Origin of the sequence: Salinivibrio kushneri, from assembly GCF_027286325.1 — a bacterium.
Taxonomy (GTDB): Bacteria; Pseudomonadota; Gammaproteobacteria; order Enterobacterales; family Vibrionaceae; genus Salinivibrio; species Salinivibrio kushneri_A.
The window spans coordinates 1,514,317-1,534,913 of sequence record NZ_CP114588.1 but is presented as its reverse complement, the minus strand read 5'-3'; the positions used below and the strand labels follow the sequence as shown (position 1 = coordinate 1,534,913).

Here is a 20,597-nt window from a genome sequence, read left to right as displayed (position 1 = left end):
CTAAGCGTATCATAGCTAGGCCTTTTCCGGCACGAGCAACAATAAAAGACGAGGCGAGTTGACTGTCAACCATCCGCTTCTATCATCACAGAGCAGTACAACTGCCTAGCCAAACGATAATAACGAGGGGAAGGCCTCCCCAACACTGGATACCCGCTTTGGGTCCTGCAAATGACACCAGAGGCAATGATGACCACTATTAAACAGCAAGACGTGATCGAAAGCGTTGCAGATGCCCTGCAATATATCTCTTACTACCACCCTCTTGATTTTGTTCAAGCCCTTGAAAAAGCCTACAACAAGGAGCAGAGCCAAGCGGCAAAAGATGCCATCGCGCAAATTTTGATTAACTCGCGAATGTCGGCCGAGGGCAAACGCCCAATTTGCCAGGACACGGGCATTGTGACCTGTTTTGTCAAAGTAGGGATGGCGGTGCAGTGGGACCGACACGATATGACGGTGCAGCAAATGGTGGATGAAGGGGTGCGACGTGCGTACACCAACCCTGACAACCCATTGCGTGCCTCTGTCGTGGCTGATCCGGCAGGCAAACGTCAAAACACCCGTGATAACAGCCCAGCGGTGGTGCACATTGATATGGTGCCAGGCGACACCGTGGACATTCAAATTGCCGCGAAGGGCGGTGGCTCTGAAAACAAAACCAAAATGGTGATGCTTAACCCATCGGACGATGTCGCCGAGTGGGTAGAGAAAACCTTGCCTGCAATGGGCGCGGGTTGGTGTCCACCGGGTATGCTGGGTATCGGCATTGGCGGCACGGCAGAAAAAGCCGCGGTGTTGGCCAAAGAGTCACTGATGGAGCACATTGACATTCAAGAGCTTATCGATCGTGGTCCAAGCAATGCCGAGGAAGCGCTGCGCCTCGATATTTTCAATCGTGTCAATAAGCTGGGCATCGGTGCCCAAGGGCTGGGCGGTTTAACCACGGTGGTGGATGTAAAAGTGAAAACGGCTCCGACCCATGCTGCGTCTAAACCTGTGTGCTTAATTCCGAACTGCGCGGCCACACGTCATGTTCACTTTACACTTGATGGTACCGGGCCTGCCGAGTTGGCACCACCCAAATTGGAAGAGTGGCCGCAAGTTACTTGGGAAGTCGGCGAGAATGTACGTCGTGTCAACCTGGATACGGTGACCAAAGAAGACGTGCAAAGCTGGCAAACCGGTGAAACCGTGCTGTTATCAGGCAAAATCCTGACCGGACGCGATGCTGCACACAAGCGTCTGCAAGAAATGCTACGCAATGGCGAAGGCCTTCCTGAGGGCGTTGATTTTAATGGTCGCTTTATCTATTACGTTGGCCCCGTTGATGCGGTGGGTGATGAAGTGGTTGGCCCAGCAGGCCCCACGACATCGACCCGCATGGATAAGTTCACTGACATGATGCTCGCCGAAACCGGCTTGATGGGCATGATAGGTAAAGCCGAGCGTGGCCCTGCGGCAGTCGAGTCAATTAAAAACCACAAAGCCGTGTACTTAATGGCGGTTGGCGGCGCGGCCTATTTGGTCTCGAAAGCGATCAAGCAGGCACGCGTAGTGGCGTTTGAAGACTTGGGGATGGAAGCCATCTACGAGTTTGACGTCGAAGACATGCCAGTCACGGTGGCCGTCGACGCACAAGGACAAAATGCGCATCAGATTGGCCCTGACACCTGGAAGGTAAAGATAGCCGAAATGGATGACTAATCCGTTAATTTGGCCTGTTCGGCTTAACGCCAGCTTGCGTGAACAACAAGGCGTTACGTCGAGCAGCGTTTAAGTGGATAGAAACCATAAAAAAATGCGCCAAATTGGCGCATTTTTTGTCTATTAGATGGAGTAACGCGTAAAGACGTTACAGCGTGGGCTAGGCCACTTCCTCTTCCGCAAGGTCGAACGAGGCAGCAATCAGGTTACGCGTGTACTCGTTTTGCGGGTGGTGGAAGATCTCTTCTGGCGTACCGGCTTCCATCACTTTCCCTTTTTGCATCACCATCACCCGATCGGAGAGGGCGCGAACCACACTCAAATCGTGGCTGATAAAAAGATAACCGATGTTATGACGCTTCTGAATATCTTTCAGCAAGTCGATGACGGTCAGCTGTACGGAGCGGTCCAGTGCCGAGGTTGGCTCATCCAACAAAATAAACGCAGGGTTCAAAATCAACGCACGCGCAATGGCAATACGTTGACGCTGACCGCCGGAAAACTCGTGCGGGTAACGGTTGATCGCCGAGGTGTCTAGACGCACCTCATACAGCGCATCTTTCACTCGCTCTAAACGTTCTTTTTTACTCAACTCGGGGAAATGCGTACGCAAGCCTTCGGCAACAATTTCACCCACCGTCATACGTGGTGACAAGGAGCCAAACGGGTCTTGGAAAACCATTTGCATGTCGCGGCAGAGTGCTTTGTTCTCGCTGTTTTTGATCCCGTGGATATCTTGGCCTTTAAAACAAACGCGACCTTCAGCCACGGGTAACAGGCGCATGATCGCACGGCCTAGGGTTGATTTGCCCGAGCCGGACTCACCGACGATACCCAAGGTTTCGCCGCGACGCAGTGATAAACTGATATCACTGACCGCTTCGAAGTAGCGTTTGTTGCCACCAAAGAAGTCGGCACCTAAGAAGTACTTGATGGTGACGTTATCCACGGTGAGCAAGTTTTCTGCATCGTCCTGCGGGGCTTCTTTACGGCCACGTGGCACCGCGTCGATCAGCATCTTGGTGTAATCTTTTTGTGGGTTCTCGAACAGGGCTTTGGTGTCGTTGGTTTCGACCACTTCGCCTTTACACATGACCACTACACGATCGGCAAGGTGTTTCACCACGCCGAGATCATGCGAAATAAACATGATGGCCATGCCCATTTTTTGCTGGAGCTCGCCAATCAGATTCAGCACTTCCGCTTGCACGGTCACATCAAGCGCGGTGGTTGGTTCGTCGGCAATCAACAAATCTGGTTCGTTAACCAGTGCCATAGCAATCATGATGCGTTGTAGCTGACCGCCAGAAAACTCGTGCGGATACTTTTCTAACGCGCTGGTTGGGTTAGGCAAGTGAACCAGGTTCAGCAAGTCGATGATGCGCTGTTTTGCCTTCTCACCCGTGGTGCGATGGTGACACTGAATCGCTTCGGTCAACTGCTCGCCAACACGCATGTACGGGTTAAGCGAGGTCATCGGCTCTTGGAAGATCATGGCAACACGATCGCCGCGCATCTTCTGAATTTGCTTGGTGGATAGCGTCAACACATTGGTGTCATTAAAGGTCACTTTAGAGGCTGGCTTAACCAGTGCGTTATTGGGGAGCAGCCCCATCACGGCGCTACTAGAAACCGATTTGCCCGACCCTGACTCACCAACGATTGCCACGGTTTCACCGGGCATGATGTCAAAGCTAACATTTTTAACGGCATCGACCATGCCGTCGTTGGTCGTAAATGACACACTCAGGTTTTCGACACTGAGAAGTGGCTTAGAAGCAGATGAAGACATCATCACCTCACTGGTTGATTATTCGACGTCACGAGGTCACCGACAGCCTTCGACGCTGAATTGGTTCAGTATCGTTGACACGGTACATACTCGATGATTTGGATGGTCGTCTGCGACTTATACGCAAACGCCCGTCATTCGTGTTGGGTTGGTCATTGTTGGCCGGAGCCACAATGCACGCCCTGATGCGGATATCAGCCAGCTGGAGCGTTTCATCAATAGCCAAAACAGGCATGATGAACAGCTTGCGCCAGTGGAAGAGGTAGGATACGAGTGTCGCGATAACCGAAAGACGCTTAAGGTTACCTCTCCTTGCGAACACAGCTTTTCAACATCATCCAGTGTTGAAACCAAGCAGCGTGAATATCCATATATCACCCACACAATATACGATCCGGATATAAAAGCAAATCGTTATTGCACGCAAGGTTTGTGATGCCAGAGTTTGACCTGTCAGACAAAAACACCCTTGTTGACTCTTTATACAGTGAAATATCTGTCTTTTCGTGGGGGTGACTATGGCTGATTCGCGTTGAAGACGCTGAGTAAACCGAGCAGTGCGATTAACGTATATGGCTTGCAAAGGGAAGGGGAGACAAGATGCGCGCGACACACGGTCGCGCGCATGCATGCTAGACGCGCATGTTCAATGACTTACTGACGGTCGAACTCAAGGCGCGTTGAATAGCGTTCTTCGCTGTGTTGACCGTGCTCAAAGGCGATTTGGCCATTGACGATGGTCATATCAATGCTAGAGCCAAACGTGTGGCCGTCAAACGGTGACCATTGGCATTGGTAGAAGAGGTTGTCTTTGCCAACTGTTTGGGTTTGGTTGAGATCCACCAAGACCAAATCGGCCCAATACCCTTCACGGATAAAGCCACGATCTTTTACCTGATAACGCACCGCAGGGGCGTGTGCGACTTTTTGCACCACCAAAGGCAAATCGAAGATACCACGATGATAGAACTCTAAGGCGACTTGTAACGCGTGTTGCACAAGTGGCAGGCCTGCAGGTGCGTTGAAATAGCTGTTTTGTTTTTCTTCAAACGTGTGAGGCGCATGATCGGTGGCAATCACATCAATCACCCCGTCTTTGACCGCTTGAATCAGCGCTTGCTGATGGTGGGCTTCTTTGATCGCTGGATTACATTTGATCAAAGTGCCTTTGGTCGCGTAATCATCGCGATTGAAAAACAGGTGATGCACACAGGCTTCCGCGGTGATCTGTTTTTGCTGCAGGGCTTCGAGCGTTTTGGCTGGCTCAAACTGATACAGCTCATCTTCGGTGGTCAAGTGCAGCACGTGTAAGCGTGTACCGTGTTTTTTAGCCAAATTGACCGCCAGTTGTGAAGATTTTAAGCATGCCTCTTTTGAGCGAATATGGGCATGAGCGTCAATCGGTACGTCGTCGCCATACTTTTCACGGTAAATGCTCTCAAGCTCGCTGATCATGGGGGTGTCTTCACAATGGGTCGCGATCAGCGTGGGACAATCAGCGAAAATGGCGTTCAGTGTCTCTGGGTCATTGACCAGCATATTGCCGGTGGAGGCGCCCATAAACACTTTTACCCCACAGGCACTATTTGGGTCTAAACGACGGATTTCGTCAATATTGTCGTTGGTAGCTCCGAGATAAAACGCGTAGTTGGCATGGCTGGATTGTGCCGCGCGTTGGTATTTTTCTTCCAGCGCCTCTAGCGTCGTGGTAGGTGGGTTAACGTTAGGCATTTCCATGTAGGTGGTAATGCCTCCCGCCACAGCGGCTTTGGATTCGGTGGCGATGGTGCCTTTCTTCGGGAAGCCGGGCTCACGAAAGTGCACTTGGTCGTCAATCATTCCTGGGAGGAGGTGCTTGCCGGTGGCATCAATCACGCGGCAATCGGCCGCGGCGGGAGCACTGATATCTTGGGCGATTTGGCTGATTCGGCCATGCTCAATGAGGACGTCCGTTTCAACAACTTGTCCTTCGTTGACAACGGAGACATTCTTAAATAATAGGGTGGTCATGCTGTGATCCTTACATGTCAAGGCATTGTCGCTATGGTAACGCAATCGATTACTTGATTCAGCCCCTGATTGTTTAAGGAGATTAACCAAGTTTTAACCGGATGTTGACGTAATTGTTGTACATTAGCACAGTCAGCGTATTGCCCTTCAAGTAGGGCTGCCGCATACTTGGCGCGGTAAACAACAATAAAAGGGAGTGGACCATGGCGGAAGAAACAATTTTTAGCAAAATCATTCGTAAAGAAATCCCCGCGGATGTTTTGTATCAGGATGAACTCGTGACCGCCTTTCGCGATATCAACCCGCGTGCCCCTGTGCATATCTTGGTGGTGCCCAATAAGTTGATTCCGACCACCAACGATGTGGATACCGATGACGAGCTTGCACTGGGACGTATGATTACCGTGGCGAAAAAGTTAGCGGCTGACGAAGGGATCGCCGAAGACGGTTACCGCTTGATCATGAATTGTAATCAACATGGTGGGCAAGAGGTTTACCATATTCATATGCATCTAGTCGGTGGCCGTGCGTTGGGGCCGATGGTGGTTGGTTAGTTGCGATAAGCGTTAAGAGGGTGAGCGTATGAGTCAATGGCTGTGTTTACTGGCAACCCTGAGTCTGTTGGCTGGATGTGCCACCGGCAAGCCATCTCTTTCTGTCACACCGGGACAATCTGTGGTTTTTTCGGATGATGCACTGGCGCAGGCCCTCGAGGTTAAGCGGCGGGCGTGTGCCGATGCGAAGGCGGTGCAACAAACCTGTTTAACACTGATTAATCGTAGCCAACATTCTCAGTGGATGCGGTACCGTTTCTACTGGTACGACAAACAAGGACTACAAATAGAGGCTTCGCCGTCTGAGTGGCAGCGCATTTCGTTGCCTGCGAAGGCCTCTAAACGTATCAATACTCCGGTGCCTACCGCGAGTGCGACCCAGTACCGCATGGTGATCGTCCATTAGCGCGCCTCCTTAATCCGGGAGGCTCATACTATTGTTGAGGAAATAACATAATGGCACTTGTCCGCTTTGTTTCTCTACCCATGCCATTGTCGGGGCGACAGTCTTCACTGCGACAGTCTTCACTGCGACAGCGTTCACCGCTCACCTTACTGGTCATGACGTTTTTCGTACTGAGCGTGGTTGGCTGTGCGCCACGTACACAACCGGTTTATCAACCGGGGGCGCAGAACTCACAGACAACAACTCCCTCTGGTCGGCCACACCGGAGCTTGGATCAGGCAATGCATGCGGCGGTAAGTGGGCTACTTGATAGCCAGCCTCTGCAATCGTCCCCCGTCACCCTCGTGCAGCCTATTCAAAATCTGAGTAATCATTACTTTCCGACACAGACGTACTCCGAGCAGCTTAAAGCAGGGTTAGTCAGTGCTGGTCGCATTACGCCAGTGCCTGACACGAGAGTACAAGCGGTGCGTCAGTCACTTGGGCTTGCGCAAAACCAAGCATTGGTCGACCCGTCTACCATTGTTCAATATGGGCGAATGCTGGGTGCTGAGTATCAGCTGAGTGGCAAAATAACGGCTGGCAGCCCGTATCATCTGCGCTTGCAACTGATGGACTTACACTCAGGAGTGATTGCGTGGCAAGGGGTTGAGACGTTTGTCAGTGAGTGATGGGTCATCGGCGCTCGACGCGCCAATTAACACGGCCCTGAGCCGCTTTTACGCCAAACCGACAGAAATTACCCACACTGAGCCACTGGCCGCCGGTTTGACCAATCGTTGTTGGCGCATCACCGATTCTCACGGTGGAAAGAGTGTATGGCGTCCTAATAGTCAAGCGGTCAGGGCGTTTGACATCGATCGTTCCCGCGAAGCAACTGCACAATCCTTGGCTGCCAATTACGGGTTGGCACCCCAGCCGATTGCGCTGTTGGCAGAAGGCTTACTGGTGCCCTGGGTGCCAGGTCAGCCACTTGATCAGTGCAACGATGATTACACAGCGATCTTAATTGACCTGTTGGTTCGTATACACCAATTACCGGTTGAAGTTGAAAATGCATCCGTTGAGGCACAATGCCAACATTATGAGCGGCAGCTTTCAGCCGCGAACATGCGTCATCTAGAGGATATTAAAGCCTGGGTAATCGCGCAGCGACCTGCCGAGCGGGGCGACATCCCGGTGGTGTGTCATATGGATCTGGGCGCTTACAACGTTGTAATGACGCCCAGCCGCGATGCGGTAGTGCTCGATTGGGAGTATGCACGCACGGCCGATGCGCACCTTGATATTGCGCTGTTTTGTCGTGCCAATGGTCTTCAACCCGATAAGGTGATTGAAGCTTACTGTGCCAAGCAGCAGATAAAGACGATAGAGGCCGTGCGCAAGCGCGTGTTGGCGTGGTTGCCGTTTGCCGACTATCTGGCGCTATGCTGGTATGAGGTAGGTGCGAAGTTGTATCGGCTACCGGCCTATAAAGAGGCGGCTAATCAGCTTTTTGAACAGCTGGCGGCGCAAAGGCGAGGCTAATTGAACACGGAGGAAGGGATGGTCAAACAAGGTTGTCGAACAGGGTGGTTAGTTGGCTGTTTACTCTTGTTGGTGGGCTGTACCACAGAGCTGGCCTACAACACCTTGCCGTTTTGGATTCATTACTACATTGACGATATTGTCAATTTACGCCCTGAGCAATCTCGGCAAGTCAAAGCCGATCTCGACACGATTCAACAATGGCACCGCACTCACGAATTACCGGCGATTGCTGAGCGGCTAGGGCTTATCGCTACACAAAGTACCGAGCGACAAACCATGTCGCAATTGCGCGCGCATCAAGACGCGGTGAAAGAGAGAATTCGCGCGACGTTACAGGCTTTTGTGCCCGCCACCGCACGTTTACTTGACAGTTTTGACGATAAGCAAGCGCAAGCACTGACGCAGTGGCTGGAAGAGGAAATTGAGCAAGCTACCCAGCGCCGCGCCAAGCGTTCGGAGGATGAGCAGTTTGCCTATCAGCGGGATGACTTAGAAGAAGATACCGAAGAGTGGGTGGGTGATACCGACCGCGATCAGCAGCCGCTCTTCGCCGAAATGGCGCAATACCAACAAGCAGCAATGCCGACGTTCCGTCAAGTACGAGAGCGGTTAGTCAGTCGCCTATTTGATATTATCAATAATAGACAATCAATGGATACCGAAGCGGCGTTGTCTCAATGGGTGGACGATGTGGTGGCGTGGCGAGCTGGGCCAGACACAGAGACCGAAATGGCCATATACCGTTCGCGGCGACTGGATTGGTTGTTGCGCCTAGATCGCAGCTTGGATGACGAGCAACGTAACCGCTTAGTGGAAAGCCTGAATGAGTGGCAAACACGCTTGAGTGAAATGAGCCGTTGATTGTGACTTAGAGCAATGGTGACTGGAGCCGGTGGCGTTATCTTATTATCGAGACGAGGTACCGAAATCATCGCGGGTCAAATACCCTAGGGTGATCTTGCTCATTTTTCTGTCTGGAGGGCTATGCTATTGATAAGGGTCACAGCTCCGCGACAACCAAGGATGGCTTTACATGATCATATACCTTCACGGTTTCGATGCCACTAGCCCAGGCAACCATGAAAAAGTGCTGCAGCTTCAATTTGTCGATGACGATGTCCGCACTATCAACTACAGCACCATGCACCCTAAGCACGATATGCAACATCTGCTGAAACAGGTTCAGACTCAAATTGACGCGAGTAGCGATCCAGACCCTTTGATCTGCGGTGTCGGCTTGGGTGCTTATTGGTCTGAGCGCATTGGCTTTTTGTGCGGTATTAAGCAGGTGATGATTAACCCCAATCTGCATCCTTACGAGAATATGCAGGGCAAAATCGACCGTCCAGAAGAGTATGAAGATATCGCCACTAAATGCGTGGCTGACTTTCGCCAGCGTAATCAGCGGCGTGCATTAGTCATCTTATCGCGTGAAGATGAGGTGCTAGACAGTCAACGCAGTTATCACCTGTTGTCTCCGTTTTATCCCGTACGTTGGGATGAAAAACAAAGCCATAAGTTCAAAAACCTCTCCGCCCACCTCCAAGCCATCGCCCAGTTTAAACAATCTGCTTAACCCCGGTGCTCGCAATGCTATTTTGCGAGCATTTGGTGTAATTTTCCTACATGTAATCCATTAATTAAGCGTAGACAAGGCTCGAAGTAATTGTCGTTTTACGGCAAAATAGAGTCTTGCGTTGACGAACAACCCAATAAAAAAGAACGCAGAATACGCAACAGGTGTTGTTAGTTACTGACAAAACACCAATGAGTGCCAGTTTTAGCCAGTCGCCGATGGGCGGCTAGCGTGTATTTTTTAGTTAGGTAAGGATGTAGAAGTGACCAAAATTATCGTTGTCGGTGGCGGTGCAGGCGGGCTTGAGCTTGCGACCAAGCTAGGCCGAACGTTAGGCCGAAAACGTCGAGCCGAGATCACCTTGGTGGATAAAAATAGCAGCCACCTTTGGAAACCGTTATTACACGAAGTGGCGACCGGTTCAATGGACGAGGGCGTCGATGCACTGAGCTATCGTGCCCACGCGAAAAACCATGGCTTTGATTTCCAAATGGGCACGCTGTGGGACATTGATCGTGACCAGAAAGTGATCACCCTCGCACCCATGTATGATGAAAACAACGAACTGTTGATGCCTGAGCGTGAGCTGGAATACGACATCTTAGTGATGGCGATTGGCTCAACCTCGAACGATTTCAACACCCCAGGGGTACGGGACAATTGTATTTTCCTCGACAACCCCAAACAGGCGCATCGTTTCCGTCGTGAGATGAACAACGAGTTTATGCGCTTGCATGCCAAGCACGGCCAGGGGAGCGTGGATATCGCCATTGTGGGGGCGGGCGCGACAGGGGTAGAGCTGTCTGCCGAGCTACACAATGCGATTAAAGAGTTGCGTAACTATGGTTTCCGTGACCTCGATAACTCGAAACTAAACGTGACCTTGGTTGAAGCCGGTGAGCGGATCTTGCCCGCGCTGCCGCCACGTATTTCTAGTGCCGCACACCAGGAGCTATTGAAACTAGGTGTGAAGGTAAAAACCAATACCTTTGTCACCAAGGCCGATGAGGAAGGGCTGGAAACCAAAGAAGGCGAGCGCATCCATGCCGATATTATGGTGTGGGCAGCAGGCATTAAAGCCCCTGACTTTTTGAAAGATATTGCCGGTTTAGAAACCAACCGTATCAATCAGCTAGAAGTAGAAAACACCTTGCAGACCACCCGTGACGAAAACATCTTTGTGATTGGTGACTGCGCGGCGTGTACACAAGAAGATGGCAGCAAAGTGCCACCACGCGCGCAATCTGCCCACCAGATGGCGAGTCGCTGTTTTAGTAACATTGTGGCGAAGTTGAATGGACGTGAACTCAAACCGTATGTCTTTAAAGATCACGGTTCGTTAGTCTCACTCAGCCGCTTTTCTACCGTGGGTAGCTTGATGGGCAACCTGACCAAAGGCTCGATGATGATCGAAGGCCGCATTGCTCGCATGGTTTATATCTCGCTGTACCGGATGCACCAAATTGCCTTGCACGGTTATGTCAAAACTGGCTTGATGATGCTGGTTGGACGGATTAACCGCGTATTGCGTCCAAGTCTGAAGTTGCACTAAAAGGGGTGCCTGAATCAGGCACCGCGAAATAAAATGATAAGACCGGGGCATGCCTCGGTCTTTTTGATCGTAGTCAATAAAGGTAGACATTACACTCGCACAAGTCTTGATGGGTGACTATTTTACATTAGAGGTCACTAAATAAAAAATATCATCAGGAGGAGCAATGCGTTCAATCATTACGACGGTTATTGTCGCTACCGGACTTATAGCGAGTCAGGTTGCATCAGCATTACCCCGCAACGAACCCGTTTCACCGATTACCCCGCCAGAAGAGATCCATATCGGAAAAGCCGAGCTTGGTAAGAAACTGTTTTTTGATCCACGGCTATCTAAGTCTGGCTTCATTTCGTGTAATTCCTGCCATAACCTCAGCATGGGCGGCAGTGATAACCTAAAAACGTCGATTGGTCATAATTGGCAACAAGGCCCGATTAATTCGCCTACCGTTTTGAACTCTAGCCTGTCGATTGCTCAATTTTGGGACGGTCGCGCGTCTGATTTGCAAGAGCAGGCCGGCGGACCGATCGCGAACCCAGGAGAGATGGCGTCGAACCATGTGCTCGCCATCGATGTTCTGCAGTCGATTCCGCAATATGTGCGTGAATTCAATCAAGTGTTTGGTGTCACGGAGATCACGATTGATCACGTGACGGATGCTATTGCCGAGTTCGAGCGTACCTTGGTCACGCCCAACTCTCCTTTCGATCAGTGGCTAATGGGGGATGATTCTGCGATCAGTGATTATGAGTTGGCGGGTTATCGTCTGTTTGTCGAGTCAGGATGCGTGGCATGCCATAACGGCAGTGCGTTAGGCGGTACCTCGTTCCAGAAAATGGGCTTGCTTGAGCCTTATCAAACTGATAATCCCGTCGAAGGGCGTATTGCGGTCACGGGTAAAGACGCGGATCGCTTTATGTTTAAGGTGCCGACGCTACGTAATGTGGAATTAACCTATCCGTATTTCCATGACGGTGAAGCGCAAACGTTAACAGAGGCGGTCGACATTATGGGGCGTCTGCAACTAGGTCGTAAGTTTACCGATGATGAAAATGCGAAGATCGTGGCATTCTTGCTCACATTGACTGGCGATCAGCCGAGCTTTGACTTACCGACACTTCCACCTTCCAACGCTGATACCCCAGTGCCTCAGCCATTTGACGATTAAGCCATGTTGCCAGCTCGTGCCGGTTAGCACTGGAATGAGCTGGCATTTTGCATGATAGTGGTTGCCGCGTGGCGTGAAAGTCGTCACAATAGCCCCGCAATCAAGATTATTGATATCACTTCTAGAGCAACCCTCCTGACGCCGAGTTTTTCTCACAACACGATATTGATATTCATGACCCTAAGTGATGGGCCATGCGGCCTGTGACGACATTTTTTATTTATTGAGATCAATTGATGAGTTTCTCCTCTTTAGGACTATCTGCACCACTATTAAAAGCCGTGCAAGAGCAAGGCTATACCACACCCTCACCGATTCAGGAAAAAGCGATTCCAGCGGTGATTGAAGGCCAAGATGTCATGGCTGCCGCGCAAACCGGTACAGGTAAAACGGCGGGCTTTACTTTGCCCATTTTAGAGCGTTTACAAGCGGGTAAACGTGCGCGTCCAAACCATGTACGCACGCTGATTCTGACCCCAACCCGCGAGCTTGCCGCCCAAGTACATAAAAATGTTGAGCAGTACAGCCAGCATACATCGCTGAGCTCTATGGTGGTATTTGGCGGGGTGAAGATAAATCCGCAGATGATGAAGCTTCGCAAAGGCGCCGATGTGCTGGTGGCCACGCCGGGGCGTTTGTTGGATCTGTATCAGCAAAACGCGGTGCGTTTTTCTCAGCTTGAAGTGCTGGTACTGGATGAAGCTGATCGCATGCTAGACATGGGGTTTATTCGTGATATCCGCAAGATCTTGGGATTGTTGCCAGCCAAGCGTCAAAACTTGCTCTTTTCTGCCACCTTCTCGGCCGACATCCGCCAGCTGGCGAAAGAGCTGGTGAATAACCCGGTTGAGATCTCGGTGAGCCCTGCGAACCAAACCGCGACAGGGGTGGAGCAGTGCATTTATCCGGTTGATAAGAAGCAAAAGCCTGCGATGCTGCTTTCTTTGATTTCTGACAATAATTGGCAGCAGGTGTTGGTGTTTAGCAAAACCAAGCACGGCGCCAACCGCTTGTCGCGTTATCTGGATGAGTACGGCGTAAGTGCCGCCGCCATTCATGGTAACAAGAGCCAAGGCGCGCGCACCAAAGCGCTTGAACAATTCAAAACCGGTGACGTGCGAGTGTTGGTGGCAACGGATATCGCCGCGCGTGGTATTGATATTGCCCAATTGCCACAAGTGGTGAACTTCGATTTACCCCATGTGGCGGAAGATTATGTTCACCGTATTGGCCGTACCGGTCGTGCGGGGGCGGTAGGTAATGCGGTGTCTTTGGTGTGTGCGGATGAAGCCAAAGATCTGTTTGCGATTGAACGCTTGATTAAACAGGTCCTCCCGCGCCATAGCTTGGCAGACTTTCCGGTGGCGAATCCAGTGCCAGAGTCTAAGCTCGATACGCGCCCGATCAAGCCCAAGAAACCGAAAAAGAATAAACCGCGTCAGGATGGTCAACGCTCGGGTGACAATGCACGAGGTCACAAACCAGTGGGGAAAAACCGTCGCCATACCGATAAACCAAGCGGCGGTAAACCGGGCTCGGGTAACACACAACGATCGCGCGGTGATGCCAATTCGGCTAACAAACCCCGTCGTGCGCGACCAACGGGAGCCAAAAACAGCGCATAATGCTGTACCTGTTTGCTGAAGATGAATGATAAAAACCGGCTGTTGGCCGGTTTTTTGGTTTAGATTACCTTAGCCAACTGCGTCAATACCTTATCAATCGCGTCGCCCACTTTCGCCGCGTGCTCGATGGTCTCTTCTGCCTCGTCAATCACCTTTTGTGCTTGGCGTGCATAGAGGAAAAGATGCTCCATGGCGTACGCATCCTGCTCAAGTTGATCGCTATGCTTAGCAATCAAGCTGGTGTGGTAGGCGTATAGTTTTTCTCCCAGTTGTTCTCTTTTCTGCTGCAAGGGTTCCAGTTGTGGGCCAATCAATGTTTGACTCAAAAATCGGTCGAGGCTGTCATAATTTGATTTTAGTAGCGGATAGATAGCGTCTTTGGAGCTCATCGCTTACTCCTTCAAGGACTGTTGAAAATCGCTGAGCGCATCAAGGTGGCGCTTGGTGGTGTCAATCGCACGGCGAGCGCCTTGCACAGAGGCGGTGTTATCTAGACGGAGCGAAGCAATGATAGCGTTATGCATAGCCACATAGTCTGATAAGGTGCGATCTAAGCGTGCAAAGTACGCATCCAGCCCCAGTAGCTTTTGTTTGGTGTGATACGCATGGCGGTAAGCGTTAAGTCGCTGATCATAAGACGTATGGAAAGTGATACAGCGTCGCTCACGATGTTGCTCGCAGCGATTTGGGTTGTTTAGCAGTTGCATACGAATAGATAACGCTTGATTTAAAGAGACTCGGGTTGCCATTTGCCAATGGGGGAGATCTTGGCGAAGACGGGCAATAGTTTGCTCTATCACTGGTTGCCCTGCGTCCATCACGGCCAGCAATTGCTGATGACGAGTGGTATCGCTCATTACGCGGCCGAGTGCATTGATACCGGTTGAGGCCAGCGAAATGTCGGATTCATTGATGGCTTGGACGTCACGCACAAACGGGTTGTCTGCTAAATCGGTCAAGGTGTCATGGAGCTGCTCTGAGGCATCGTCGATCCGCGAACTGTGATCCTTGGAGGCGAGATCGGAGAGAAGATGGCTGTAGCGAACGAGATCGGCGAGGGCTTGTTGTTGCCCAGTATCGGCAATCGGGGTGATGTTGAGCTTGGCAGCTGGGAGCCCATCGCGTACTGCGCGTGATAGCACCGCGTCAATGCGCGCCTGTTTCGCGTTAACGTAGACAGATTCAACGGTGTGATGCACCTTGATGGACTGTTGCGCATAATCTTTGACCAGTTGCTGCGAGGGTTGGGATGTGCAGCCTGCTAAAATAAGAAACGCAACCATCGTCACTGTATTGCGGTATCGAAAGAAAGCAGGAGGGAAACGCATGTTCATAGGGGCCAATTCACCGATAAATGAGACTTAATCAATGAGTGTGGCTGCTGGGCGGCAATTATAAATATCAATAGAGGCTTTTTATTGAATATGGCATCAATCGCAACACGCGATGAAAATGATATCGTTGTTAGTTACATGAGGATGAGTTGATATAAAAATGCCTTGTCATCACCAGTGGACAACAAGGCATAGACAGCGGCGATATGTTAACAGGAACTAGTTCGCTTTACGCACTTGGATGATCATACCCATCATGGGGTTATCTAAATAGTGGATTTCGCCACTGCGCATCCGTCGTTTGTGTGTAAATGCATAAGGCTGTAAAAATCGCTCGATGTGGTACTGCTTCTTCACCTTCTCTAGACCTGCAACTTGCACGTTATCCGTCTTTGATGCGGCACCTTGCTGCGCATCTGTGGTTTGCAGTGGCATATTGACCACGTCTTCAACCAGTGCGCGTCGCTCGCTGGGCTCTCGTAGTACCATGTCGGCTTCGACGAATAAGTAATGCTGCACGTACACGCGCAGTGTCCCATCAAGCTCATAGAGGGGTTGGCGAGGGGGCGTCGTTTCAAGTGCTTGCTCGTCCCACGCTTGTCCGCCATCTGACTCGGTATTGCTCTTGCTCGACGAGGTGGATTGCGCTGTCACCGGCGTGCCGTCTGGATTAAAACGGTCGCGATAGTCCTTTCCGGCACTGACACGTAGTAAAGGCAGGGCGGCGCGGCCACTGTCATCTTGACGCCATGCAACATGCACCATGGGCGTAAAGCCCGCATGGTTAGACAGTTTGTTGTAGGCATTTGTCAGCTGCCATTGGCTGCGTGGCAGTGGGGTGAGCCCCGCATTTTGTAGCGCGCTGTTATTGGTCACTGGCGTTGCACGGCTTACCGATCCCATATCGATTTGTGCTGGCCAGCTTTCTTCCACGCTAGCAGGGTCTTGGTTGCGTTTAAACACAATCAACTCGACATCATAAAGTCGCTTAGCTAAAACCGGCTGGCTAAGTGAGATCAGTAGCAACGCCCAAAGGCTCTGCTTGGTATAGCGTGCTAGCCGGCCTTGTGGGTGACATGAATGATTTTTCACAGGTTACTCCGTTTTCTTTGGCAAGCCATTATGCGACCAGTTGGTGGCTTGCAAATTGAGTCAACAGCTCATCAATAAAGTTCATCCTCTCACGTCGGTCAGTGAGATTTTCAACAAACTTGATTTTGGTTGGCCCGTCAAATTTATACTTGTCTGGCCGCGATTGTAACAGCCCAACCAAGAATCCGGGATCAATTTGCGCGTCCTCATGAAACTCGACCATGCCACCACGATCGCTCGCTTCGATCTTTTTCACCCCTAATGCAGCGGCGCGTATCTTGAGCTGCTGGATATGAAGCAGATTCTTGGTGGCGTCAGGCAGTAGACCAAAACGGTCTATCAACTCAACTTGCAGCTCATTGATGTCATCATTGGACTTGGCGCTGGCAATGCGTTTGTACATTGACAAACGCATGTTGATATCGGGAATGTAGTCATCCGGTAGCAGTGCAGGCAGGCGCAGTTCAATGTCGGTTTGCTCATTAAGAAGGGCGTCCAAGCTTGGCTCTTTGCCTTCTTTGAGTGCCTCAACGGCCTGCTCAAGCATGTCCATGTACAAAGTGAAACCAATGGATTGGATTTGACCGCTTTGCTCGTCTCCCAGTAACTCGCCTGCGCCACGTATCTCCAAATCTTGAGTGGCAAGGGTAAAGCCGGCGCCAAGATCTTCGAGCGACGCAATGGCTTCCAGCCGTTTTACCGCATCTTTGGTCATCCGTTTGGGGTGCGGAGTGAGCAAGTAAGCATAGGCTTGATGGTGTGAACGACCCACACGGCCGCGCAGCTGGTGGAGTTGCGCCAGGCCAAAGTGGTCAGCACGATCGATGATAATGGTGTTGGCTGAGGGAATATCGATACCGGTTTCGATAATGGTGGTACATACCAGCACGTTGTATCGTTGATGGTAGAAATCGCTCATGATCTTTTCTAGCTCACGCTCGCGCATTTGACCATGGGCCACGGTCACACGCGCTTCTGGGATCATCTCACTGATTTCATTGGCCGTTTTTTCTATGGTTTCGATGTCATTGTGTAAAAAGTACACCTGGCCGCCGCGCATAATCTCACGCAGTAATGACTCTTTAATCAGACTGTCTTCGCGTTCACGAACAAAGGTTTTGACTGCGAGGCGACGCGACGGAGGGGTAGCGATAATCGAGAGATCGCGCATGCCACTCATCGCCATATTAAGCGTCCGCGGGATCGGTGTGGCGGTTAATGTGAGAATATCCACATTGGCACGCATGGCTTTGATCTTCTCTTTCTGGCGAACGCCAAAGCGATGCTCTTCATCGACAATCAATAATCCGAGGTCGCGCAGCTTCACATCCGATTGCAGTAACTTATGGGTGCCAATCAGAATGTCCACTTTGCCCGCTTCACAATCGGCCAAAATCGCTTTTTGCTCTTTCGCGGATTTAAAGCGTGAGAGTACCTCGACCCGGACCGGGAGGTTAGCGAAGCGGTCACGGAAATTCTCGAAATGCTGCTGAGCGAGCAAGGTGGTGGGAACCAACACAGCAACTTGCTTGCTGTTATTGACCGCTAAGAAGGCGGCACGCATAGCCACTTCGGTTTTACCAAAGCCGACATCGCCACATACCAAGCGATCCATGGCAATGGGACGACACATGTCTGAGAGCACTGCGTTGATCGCTTGTGACTGATCACTGGTTTCTTCAAACGGGAAGGTCGCCCGGAAGGCGCGATAGGCGTCTTTGTCATGGCTAAACGCAAAGCCAGGCTTGGTTTCTCGCTTGGCATAAACATCAAGCAGTTCGGCGGCGACATCACGCACTTTCTCTGCCGCGCGGCGGCGTGCTTTTTCCCACGCCTCTCCACCAAGCTTATGCACGGGTGCGCTCTCTTCCGCGCCACCTGAATAGCGGCTAATCAAGTGTAGTGCGCCCACCGGAACATATAACTTGGCGCCTTGTTGGTATTCCAGCGTCATATATTCGGTTTTGAGTCCGCCCGCTTCCAGGGTTTGCAAGCCTTGGTAGCGTCCAATGCCGTGCTCAAGATGCACAACGGGTTGGCCAGGTTTTAGTTCGGCCAAGCTTCTGATCACTGCATCTGTACTGACATTTTGCTTTCGCTTGTCGCGGCGGCGTTGCTGCACCGCGCGCTCGCCAAACATATCGCTTTCACAAATCAGCGCAAACTGGCGGCTGTTGTCAATAAAGCCTTGATCAACTGGGCCGATGATTAAACCAAACCGGCCAGGCTGCGCCAATGCCTCGGGCAGGCCATCTGCCACCATAGGGCGAATCTTGGCTTGGGCGAGGAGATCGAGCAGGGCTTCGCGTCGCCCTTCAGACTCGACTGAGAAAATGATGTCGCCGTTAAATTGCTCACTAAACTGGCGCAGCGCGGCGAGTGGTTCTTTGGCTTGGTGGTTGACCGTTAGCGTTGGCAGCGGTGTAATATCGAGGTTTTCCCGCCCGGCCTTTTCGGTGACGGTGTCACTTTCTAGCTTTAAGCGTGGGTATTGCTTAAGGGTGGTAAATAGTGCCTCTTTACTTAACCACAGCGCATCGGGGGGAAGCAGTGGTCGAAGCGGATCGACGCGACGCTGATCATAGCGGTTTGCCACGTCGGCTTGGAAATGATCAATAGCGCTTTCAATGTCGCCAACCGATAACACCAAGGTATTGTCAGGCAAATAATCAAACAAGGTTTCTGTTTGTTCAAAAAACAGCGGCAGCCAGTACTCAATCCCGGCCGGCCAGGTTTTTTTACTCACCTGCTGGTAAATGGATTCTGGCTCTCGGCGTGCCTCAAAATGCTCGCGAAAACGGCCACGAAAATACTCCACTGCGGCGTCATCGGTAGGAAATTCATGTGCCGGCAAAAGCTGGATGTGCTCCAGCTCGCCGGTTGAGCGCTGGTTTTCCGGGTCAAATTGACGAATGGTGTCGACTTCATCGTCAAAAAAGTCAATACGATAAGGCTCGTCACTGCCCATCGGGAACAGGTCGAGGATCGAGCCTCGGCTGGCAAATTCGCCATGTTCCATGACTTGATCGACATGACGATAGCCCGCATCGGTGAGCTGATCGCGCAGTTTTTCTAGCGATAAAATATCGCCTTTTTTCACCATTAAGGCGTGTTGATGGAGAAAATGCCTTGGGGTGACACGCTGCAAGGCCGTGCTCGCCGGTGCAATCAGGACGCCATCTTGTTGATGTGGCAGTTGATACAAACAAGACAAACGCGCGGAAATAATATCCTGATGGGGCGAGAAACTGTCGTAGGGCAGGGTTTCCCAGTCAGGAAAGAGATCGCAATGGCCTTGAGTAAACTGGCGAATGGCGGGCTGCAAACGCACGGCGGTTTGGTTGTCCGGTACCAAAAGAAACACCGGGCCTGCGTGTTGCTGCGTGAGCGTGGCAATGGCTAGCGGTAAGGCAGCCCCAGATAAATTACCAAGATGTTTAACATCGCCTGGCCCAGAGGGCAGCGTAAAAGCATAGAGCGGTTGTTGGGTCATGAGTTTAACTGCTTGATTGTTTTCGGTTTCGTGCACGCTTTTTTAAGAGTTTCTGCTGATGATGCAACGCAGCACGAATGAGCGTGTCTCGGTCTTCTTCCAATAAACGGGTGTACTGGATTTGGATCACATAATGTGGATTGTCTTGGTCACTCTCGGGGTGAAGCTCACACCCTGTTACCACGCCATAACAGTAAACCGCGGTGGGCGGGTAATCGAGAAACAACTTTACGCGCGTGTGGACGCCTTTTTGAAGCGGCGAGTGGCTCAAGTACGAGAAACTGCTGGCACCGAAAGCGCGGGTGACAAAACGATATGTAGGCTGGTCTTCATGACTTAACATGTAGCCCATCATTAAGGTGATTTTTTCGTTTTGAGCCTGTAGAACGCGGAATAATGCGGAGGCGTCGTCAGGATCGATAGCTTTTAGATCTTTTTCTACATCACTATCGAGTTGACCACACTGGCTGGCGAGGCGGAAAGGCGCTGGGATTTCGGCCATGAAGGCGTCCGCATCGGGTTGCGCTTGATTGTCGGCAAGTGGCTCAACATTGATACGAATCGCCGCTCGCACAGAAAAATATTCGTCTTGGCTCATCACTGTGCCTTAGATTGCAGTTGTATTAATGATTATCACGCACCCGCCGCGAGAGGTAAAGGTTAGTTGCTTTTTCTTGGCAAAGGAGACGGCATTTATGCTGTGAATCCTGGCTTTGAGGCAAGGTTGGCTTGGCGTCCCAGTGTTGGACAGGTATGCT

Annotated in this window: 17 protein-coding genes; 10 read left to right on the top strand and 7 right to left on the bottom strand. The window is 51.3% G+C overall.

All coding sequences use genetic code 11. The features are described from left to right. Window positions 1-189: 189 nt before the first annotated feature. Window positions 190-1,707 carry a fumarate hydratase gene (locus N8M53_RS07195; RefSeq protein ID WP_269579999.1) on the top strand — a complete coding sequence of 506 codons (1,518 nt, stop codon included), beginning with the start codon at window positions 190-192 and terminating at the stop codon, window positions 1,705-1,707. A 160-nt stretch (window positions 1,708-1,867) separates the two neighbouring features. On the opposite strand, the gene N8M53_RS07190 is transcribed toward N8M53_RS07195, so the two are convergent. Next, complete coding sequence (locus N8M53_RS07190; protein ID WP_269579998.1) at window positions 1,868-3,499, bottom strand: ABC transporter ATP-binding protein; 1,632 nt, start codon at window positions 3,497-3,499, stop codon at window positions 1,868-1,870. 654 nt (window positions 3,500-4,153) lie between these two features. Beyond that, entirely contained in the window at window positions 4,154-5,509 is a 1,356-nt protein-coding gene (locus N8M53_RS07185; RefSeq protein WP_269578284.1) for a dihydroorotase, read from the bottom strand. A 203-nt stretch (window positions 5,510-5,712) separates the two neighbouring features. Here N8M53_RS07185 and hinT point away from each other — a divergent pair, with 203 nt between their 5' ends. The 9 genes from hinT (at window position 5,713) to N8M53_RS07140 (ending at window position 13,920) form a co-directional block, all read left to right on the top strand. Then, window positions 5,713-6,063 carry a purine nucleoside phosphoramidase gene (hinT, locus tag N8M53_RS07180; RefSeq protein WP_046073123.1) on the top strand — a complete coding sequence of 117 codons (351 nt, stop codon included), beginning with the start codon at window positions 5,713-5,715 and terminating at the stop codon, window positions 6,061-6,063. 28 nt (window positions 6,064-6,091) lie between these two features. After that, the gene (locus tag N8M53_RS07175) at window positions 6,092-6,469 is read left to right on the top strand and encodes a YcfL family protein (protein WP_269578283.1); all 378 of its coding nucleotides are present in this window, start codon (window positions 6,092-6,094) and stop codon (window positions 6,467-6,469) included. Between the two features lie 50 nt (window positions 6,470-6,519). Further along, window positions 6,520-7,140 carry a hypothetical protein gene (locus N8M53_RS07170; RefSeq protein ID WP_269578282.1) on the top strand — a complete coding sequence of 207 codons (621 nt, stop codon included), beginning with the start codon at window positions 6,520-6,522 and terminating at the stop codon, window positions 7,138-7,140. Beyond that, window positions 7,133-7,996: a phosphotransferase gene (locus N8M53_RS07165; protein ID WP_269579997.1), complete on the top strand. Its 864-nt coding sequence runs from the start codon at window positions 7,133-7,135 to the stop codon at window positions 7,994-7,996. The genes N8M53_RS07170 and N8M53_RS07165 overlap by 8 nt, the downstream gene beginning before the upstream one ends. An 18-nt stretch (window positions 7,997-8,014) precedes the next feature. Beyond that, the gene (locus N8M53_RS07160; protein WP_269578281.1) at window positions 8,015-8,860 is read left to right on the top strand and encodes a DUF6279 family lipoprotein; all 846 of its coding nucleotides are present in this window, start codon (window positions 8,015-8,017) and stop codon (window positions 8,858-8,860) included. Window positions 8,861-9,032: 172 nt separating this feature from the next. Next, window positions 9,033-9,575 carry an alpha/beta hydrolase YcfP gene (ycfP, locus tag N8M53_RS07155; RefSeq protein WP_269578280.1) on the top strand — a complete coding sequence of 181 codons (543 nt, stop codon included), beginning with the start codon at window positions 9,033-9,035 and terminating at the stop codon, window positions 9,573-9,575. Between the two features lie 262 nt (window positions 9,576-9,837). Continuing rightward, complete coding sequence (locus tag N8M53_RS07150) at window positions 9,838-11,127, top strand: NAD(P)/FAD-dependent oxidoreductase (protein ID WP_077772861.1); 1,290 nt, start codon at window positions 9,838-9,840, stop codon at window positions 11,125-11,127. Window positions 11,128-11,293: 166 nt separating this feature from the next. Continuing rightward, the gene (locus N8M53_RS07145; protein WP_077486109.1) at window positions 11,294-12,295 is read left to right on the top strand and encodes a cytochrome-c peroxidase; all 1,002 of its coding nucleotides are present in this window, start codon (window positions 11,294-11,296) and stop codon (window positions 12,293-12,295) included. Window positions 12,296-12,531: 236 nt separating this feature from the next. Continuing rightward, entirely contained in the window at window positions 12,532-13,920 is a 1,389-nt protein-coding gene (locus N8M53_RS07140) for a DEAD/DEAH box helicase (RefSeq protein ID WP_269578279.1), read from the top strand. A gap of 59 nt (window positions 13,921-13,979) precedes the next feature. On the opposite strand, the gene N8M53_RS07135 is transcribed toward N8M53_RS07140, so the two are convergent. From N8M53_RS07135 to N8M53_RS07115, 5 genes are all read right to left on the bottom strand, one after another. Beyond that, window positions 13,980-14,309 carry a hypothetical protein gene (locus N8M53_RS07135; protein ID WP_269578278.1) on the bottom strand — a complete coding sequence of 110 codons (330 nt, stop codon included), beginning with the start codon at window positions 14,307-14,309 and terminating at the stop codon, window positions 13,980-13,982. A 3-nt stretch (window positions 14,310-14,312) separates the two neighbouring features. After that, window positions 14,313-15,203, bottom strand: coding sequence for a hypothetical protein (locus N8M53_RS07130; RefSeq protein ID WP_269578277.1), 891 nt, complete (start codon window positions 15,201-15,203; stop codon window positions 14,313-14,315). Between the two features lie 270 nt (window positions 15,204-15,473). After that, on the bottom strand, window positions 15,474-16,346 hold the full coding sequence (locus N8M53_RS07125; protein WP_269578276.1) for a peptidoglycan binding protein CsiV: 873 nt from the start codon (window positions 16,344-16,346) through the stop codon (window positions 15,474-15,476). A gap of 28 nt (window positions 16,347-16,374) precedes the next feature. Beyond that, window positions 16,375-19,839, bottom strand: a complete 3,465-nt coding sequence (gene mfd / locus N8M53_RS07120; protein ID WP_269578275.1) for a transcription-repair coupling factor — start codon at window positions 19,837-19,839, stop codon at window positions 16,375-16,377. 4 nt (window positions 19,840-19,843) lie between these two features. Beyond that, complete coding sequence (locus N8M53_RS07115; protein ID WP_269578274.1) at window positions 19,844-20,437, bottom strand: PilZ domain-containing protein; 594 nt, start codon at window positions 20,435-20,437, stop codon at window positions 19,844-19,846. Between the last annotated feature and the right edge of the window lie 160 nt (window positions 20,438-20,597).

Coding starts and splice junctions, on each gene's coding strand:
- N8M53_RS07195 (WP_269579999.1), top strand. CDS start 190: ATGACCACTATTAAACAGCAAGACGTGATCGAAAGCGTTGCAGATGCC.
- N8M53_RS07170 (WP_269578282.1), top strand. CDS start 6,520: ATGGCACTTGTCCGCTTTGTTTCTCTACCCATGCCATTGTCGGGGCGA.
- N8M53_RS07190 (WP_269579998.1), bottom strand. CDS start 3,499: ATGTCTTCATCTGCTTCTAAGCCACTTCTCAGTGTCGAAAACCTGAGT.
- N8M53_RS07130 (WP_269578277.1), bottom strand. CDS start 15,203: ATGGTTGCGTTTCTTATTTTAGCAGGCTGCACATCCCAACCCTCGCAG.
- N8M53_RS07140 (WP_269578279.1), top strand. CDS start 12,532: ATGAGTTTCTCCTCTTTAGGACTATCTGCACCACTATTAAAAGCCGTG.
- N8M53_RS07115 (WP_269578274.1), bottom strand. CDS start 20,437: ATGAGCCAAGACGAATATTTTTCTGTGCGAGCGGCGATTCGTATCAAT.
- N8M53_RS07160 (WP_269578281.1), top strand. CDS start 8,015: ATGGTCAAACAAGGTTGTCGAACAGGGTGGTTAGTTGGCTGTTTACTC.
- mfd (WP_269578275.1), bottom strand. CDS start 19,839: ATGACCCAACAACCGCTCTATGCTTTTACGCTGCCCTCTGGGCCAGGC.
- N8M53_RS07135 (WP_269578278.1), bottom strand. CDS start 14,309: ATGAGCTCCAAAGACGCTATCTATCCGCTACTAAAATCAAATTATGAC.
- N8M53_RS07175 (WP_269578283.1), top strand. CDS start 6,092: ATGAGTCAATGGCTGTGTTTACTGGCAACCCTGAGTCTGTTGGCTGGA.
- hinT (WP_046073123.1), top strand. CDS start 5,713: ATGGCGGAAGAAACAATTTTTAGCAAAATCATTCGTAAAGAAATCCCC.
- ycfP (WP_269578280.1), top strand. CDS start 9,033: ATGATCATATACCTTCACGGTTTCGATGCCACTAGCCCAGGCAACCAT.
- N8M53_RS07185 (WP_269578284.1), bottom strand. CDS start 5,509: ATGACCACCCTATTATTTAAGAATGTCTCCGTTGTCAACGAAGGACAA.
- N8M53_RS07145 (WP_077486109.1), top strand. CDS start 11,294: ATGCGTTCAATCATTACGACGGTTATTGTCGCTACCGGACTTATAGCG.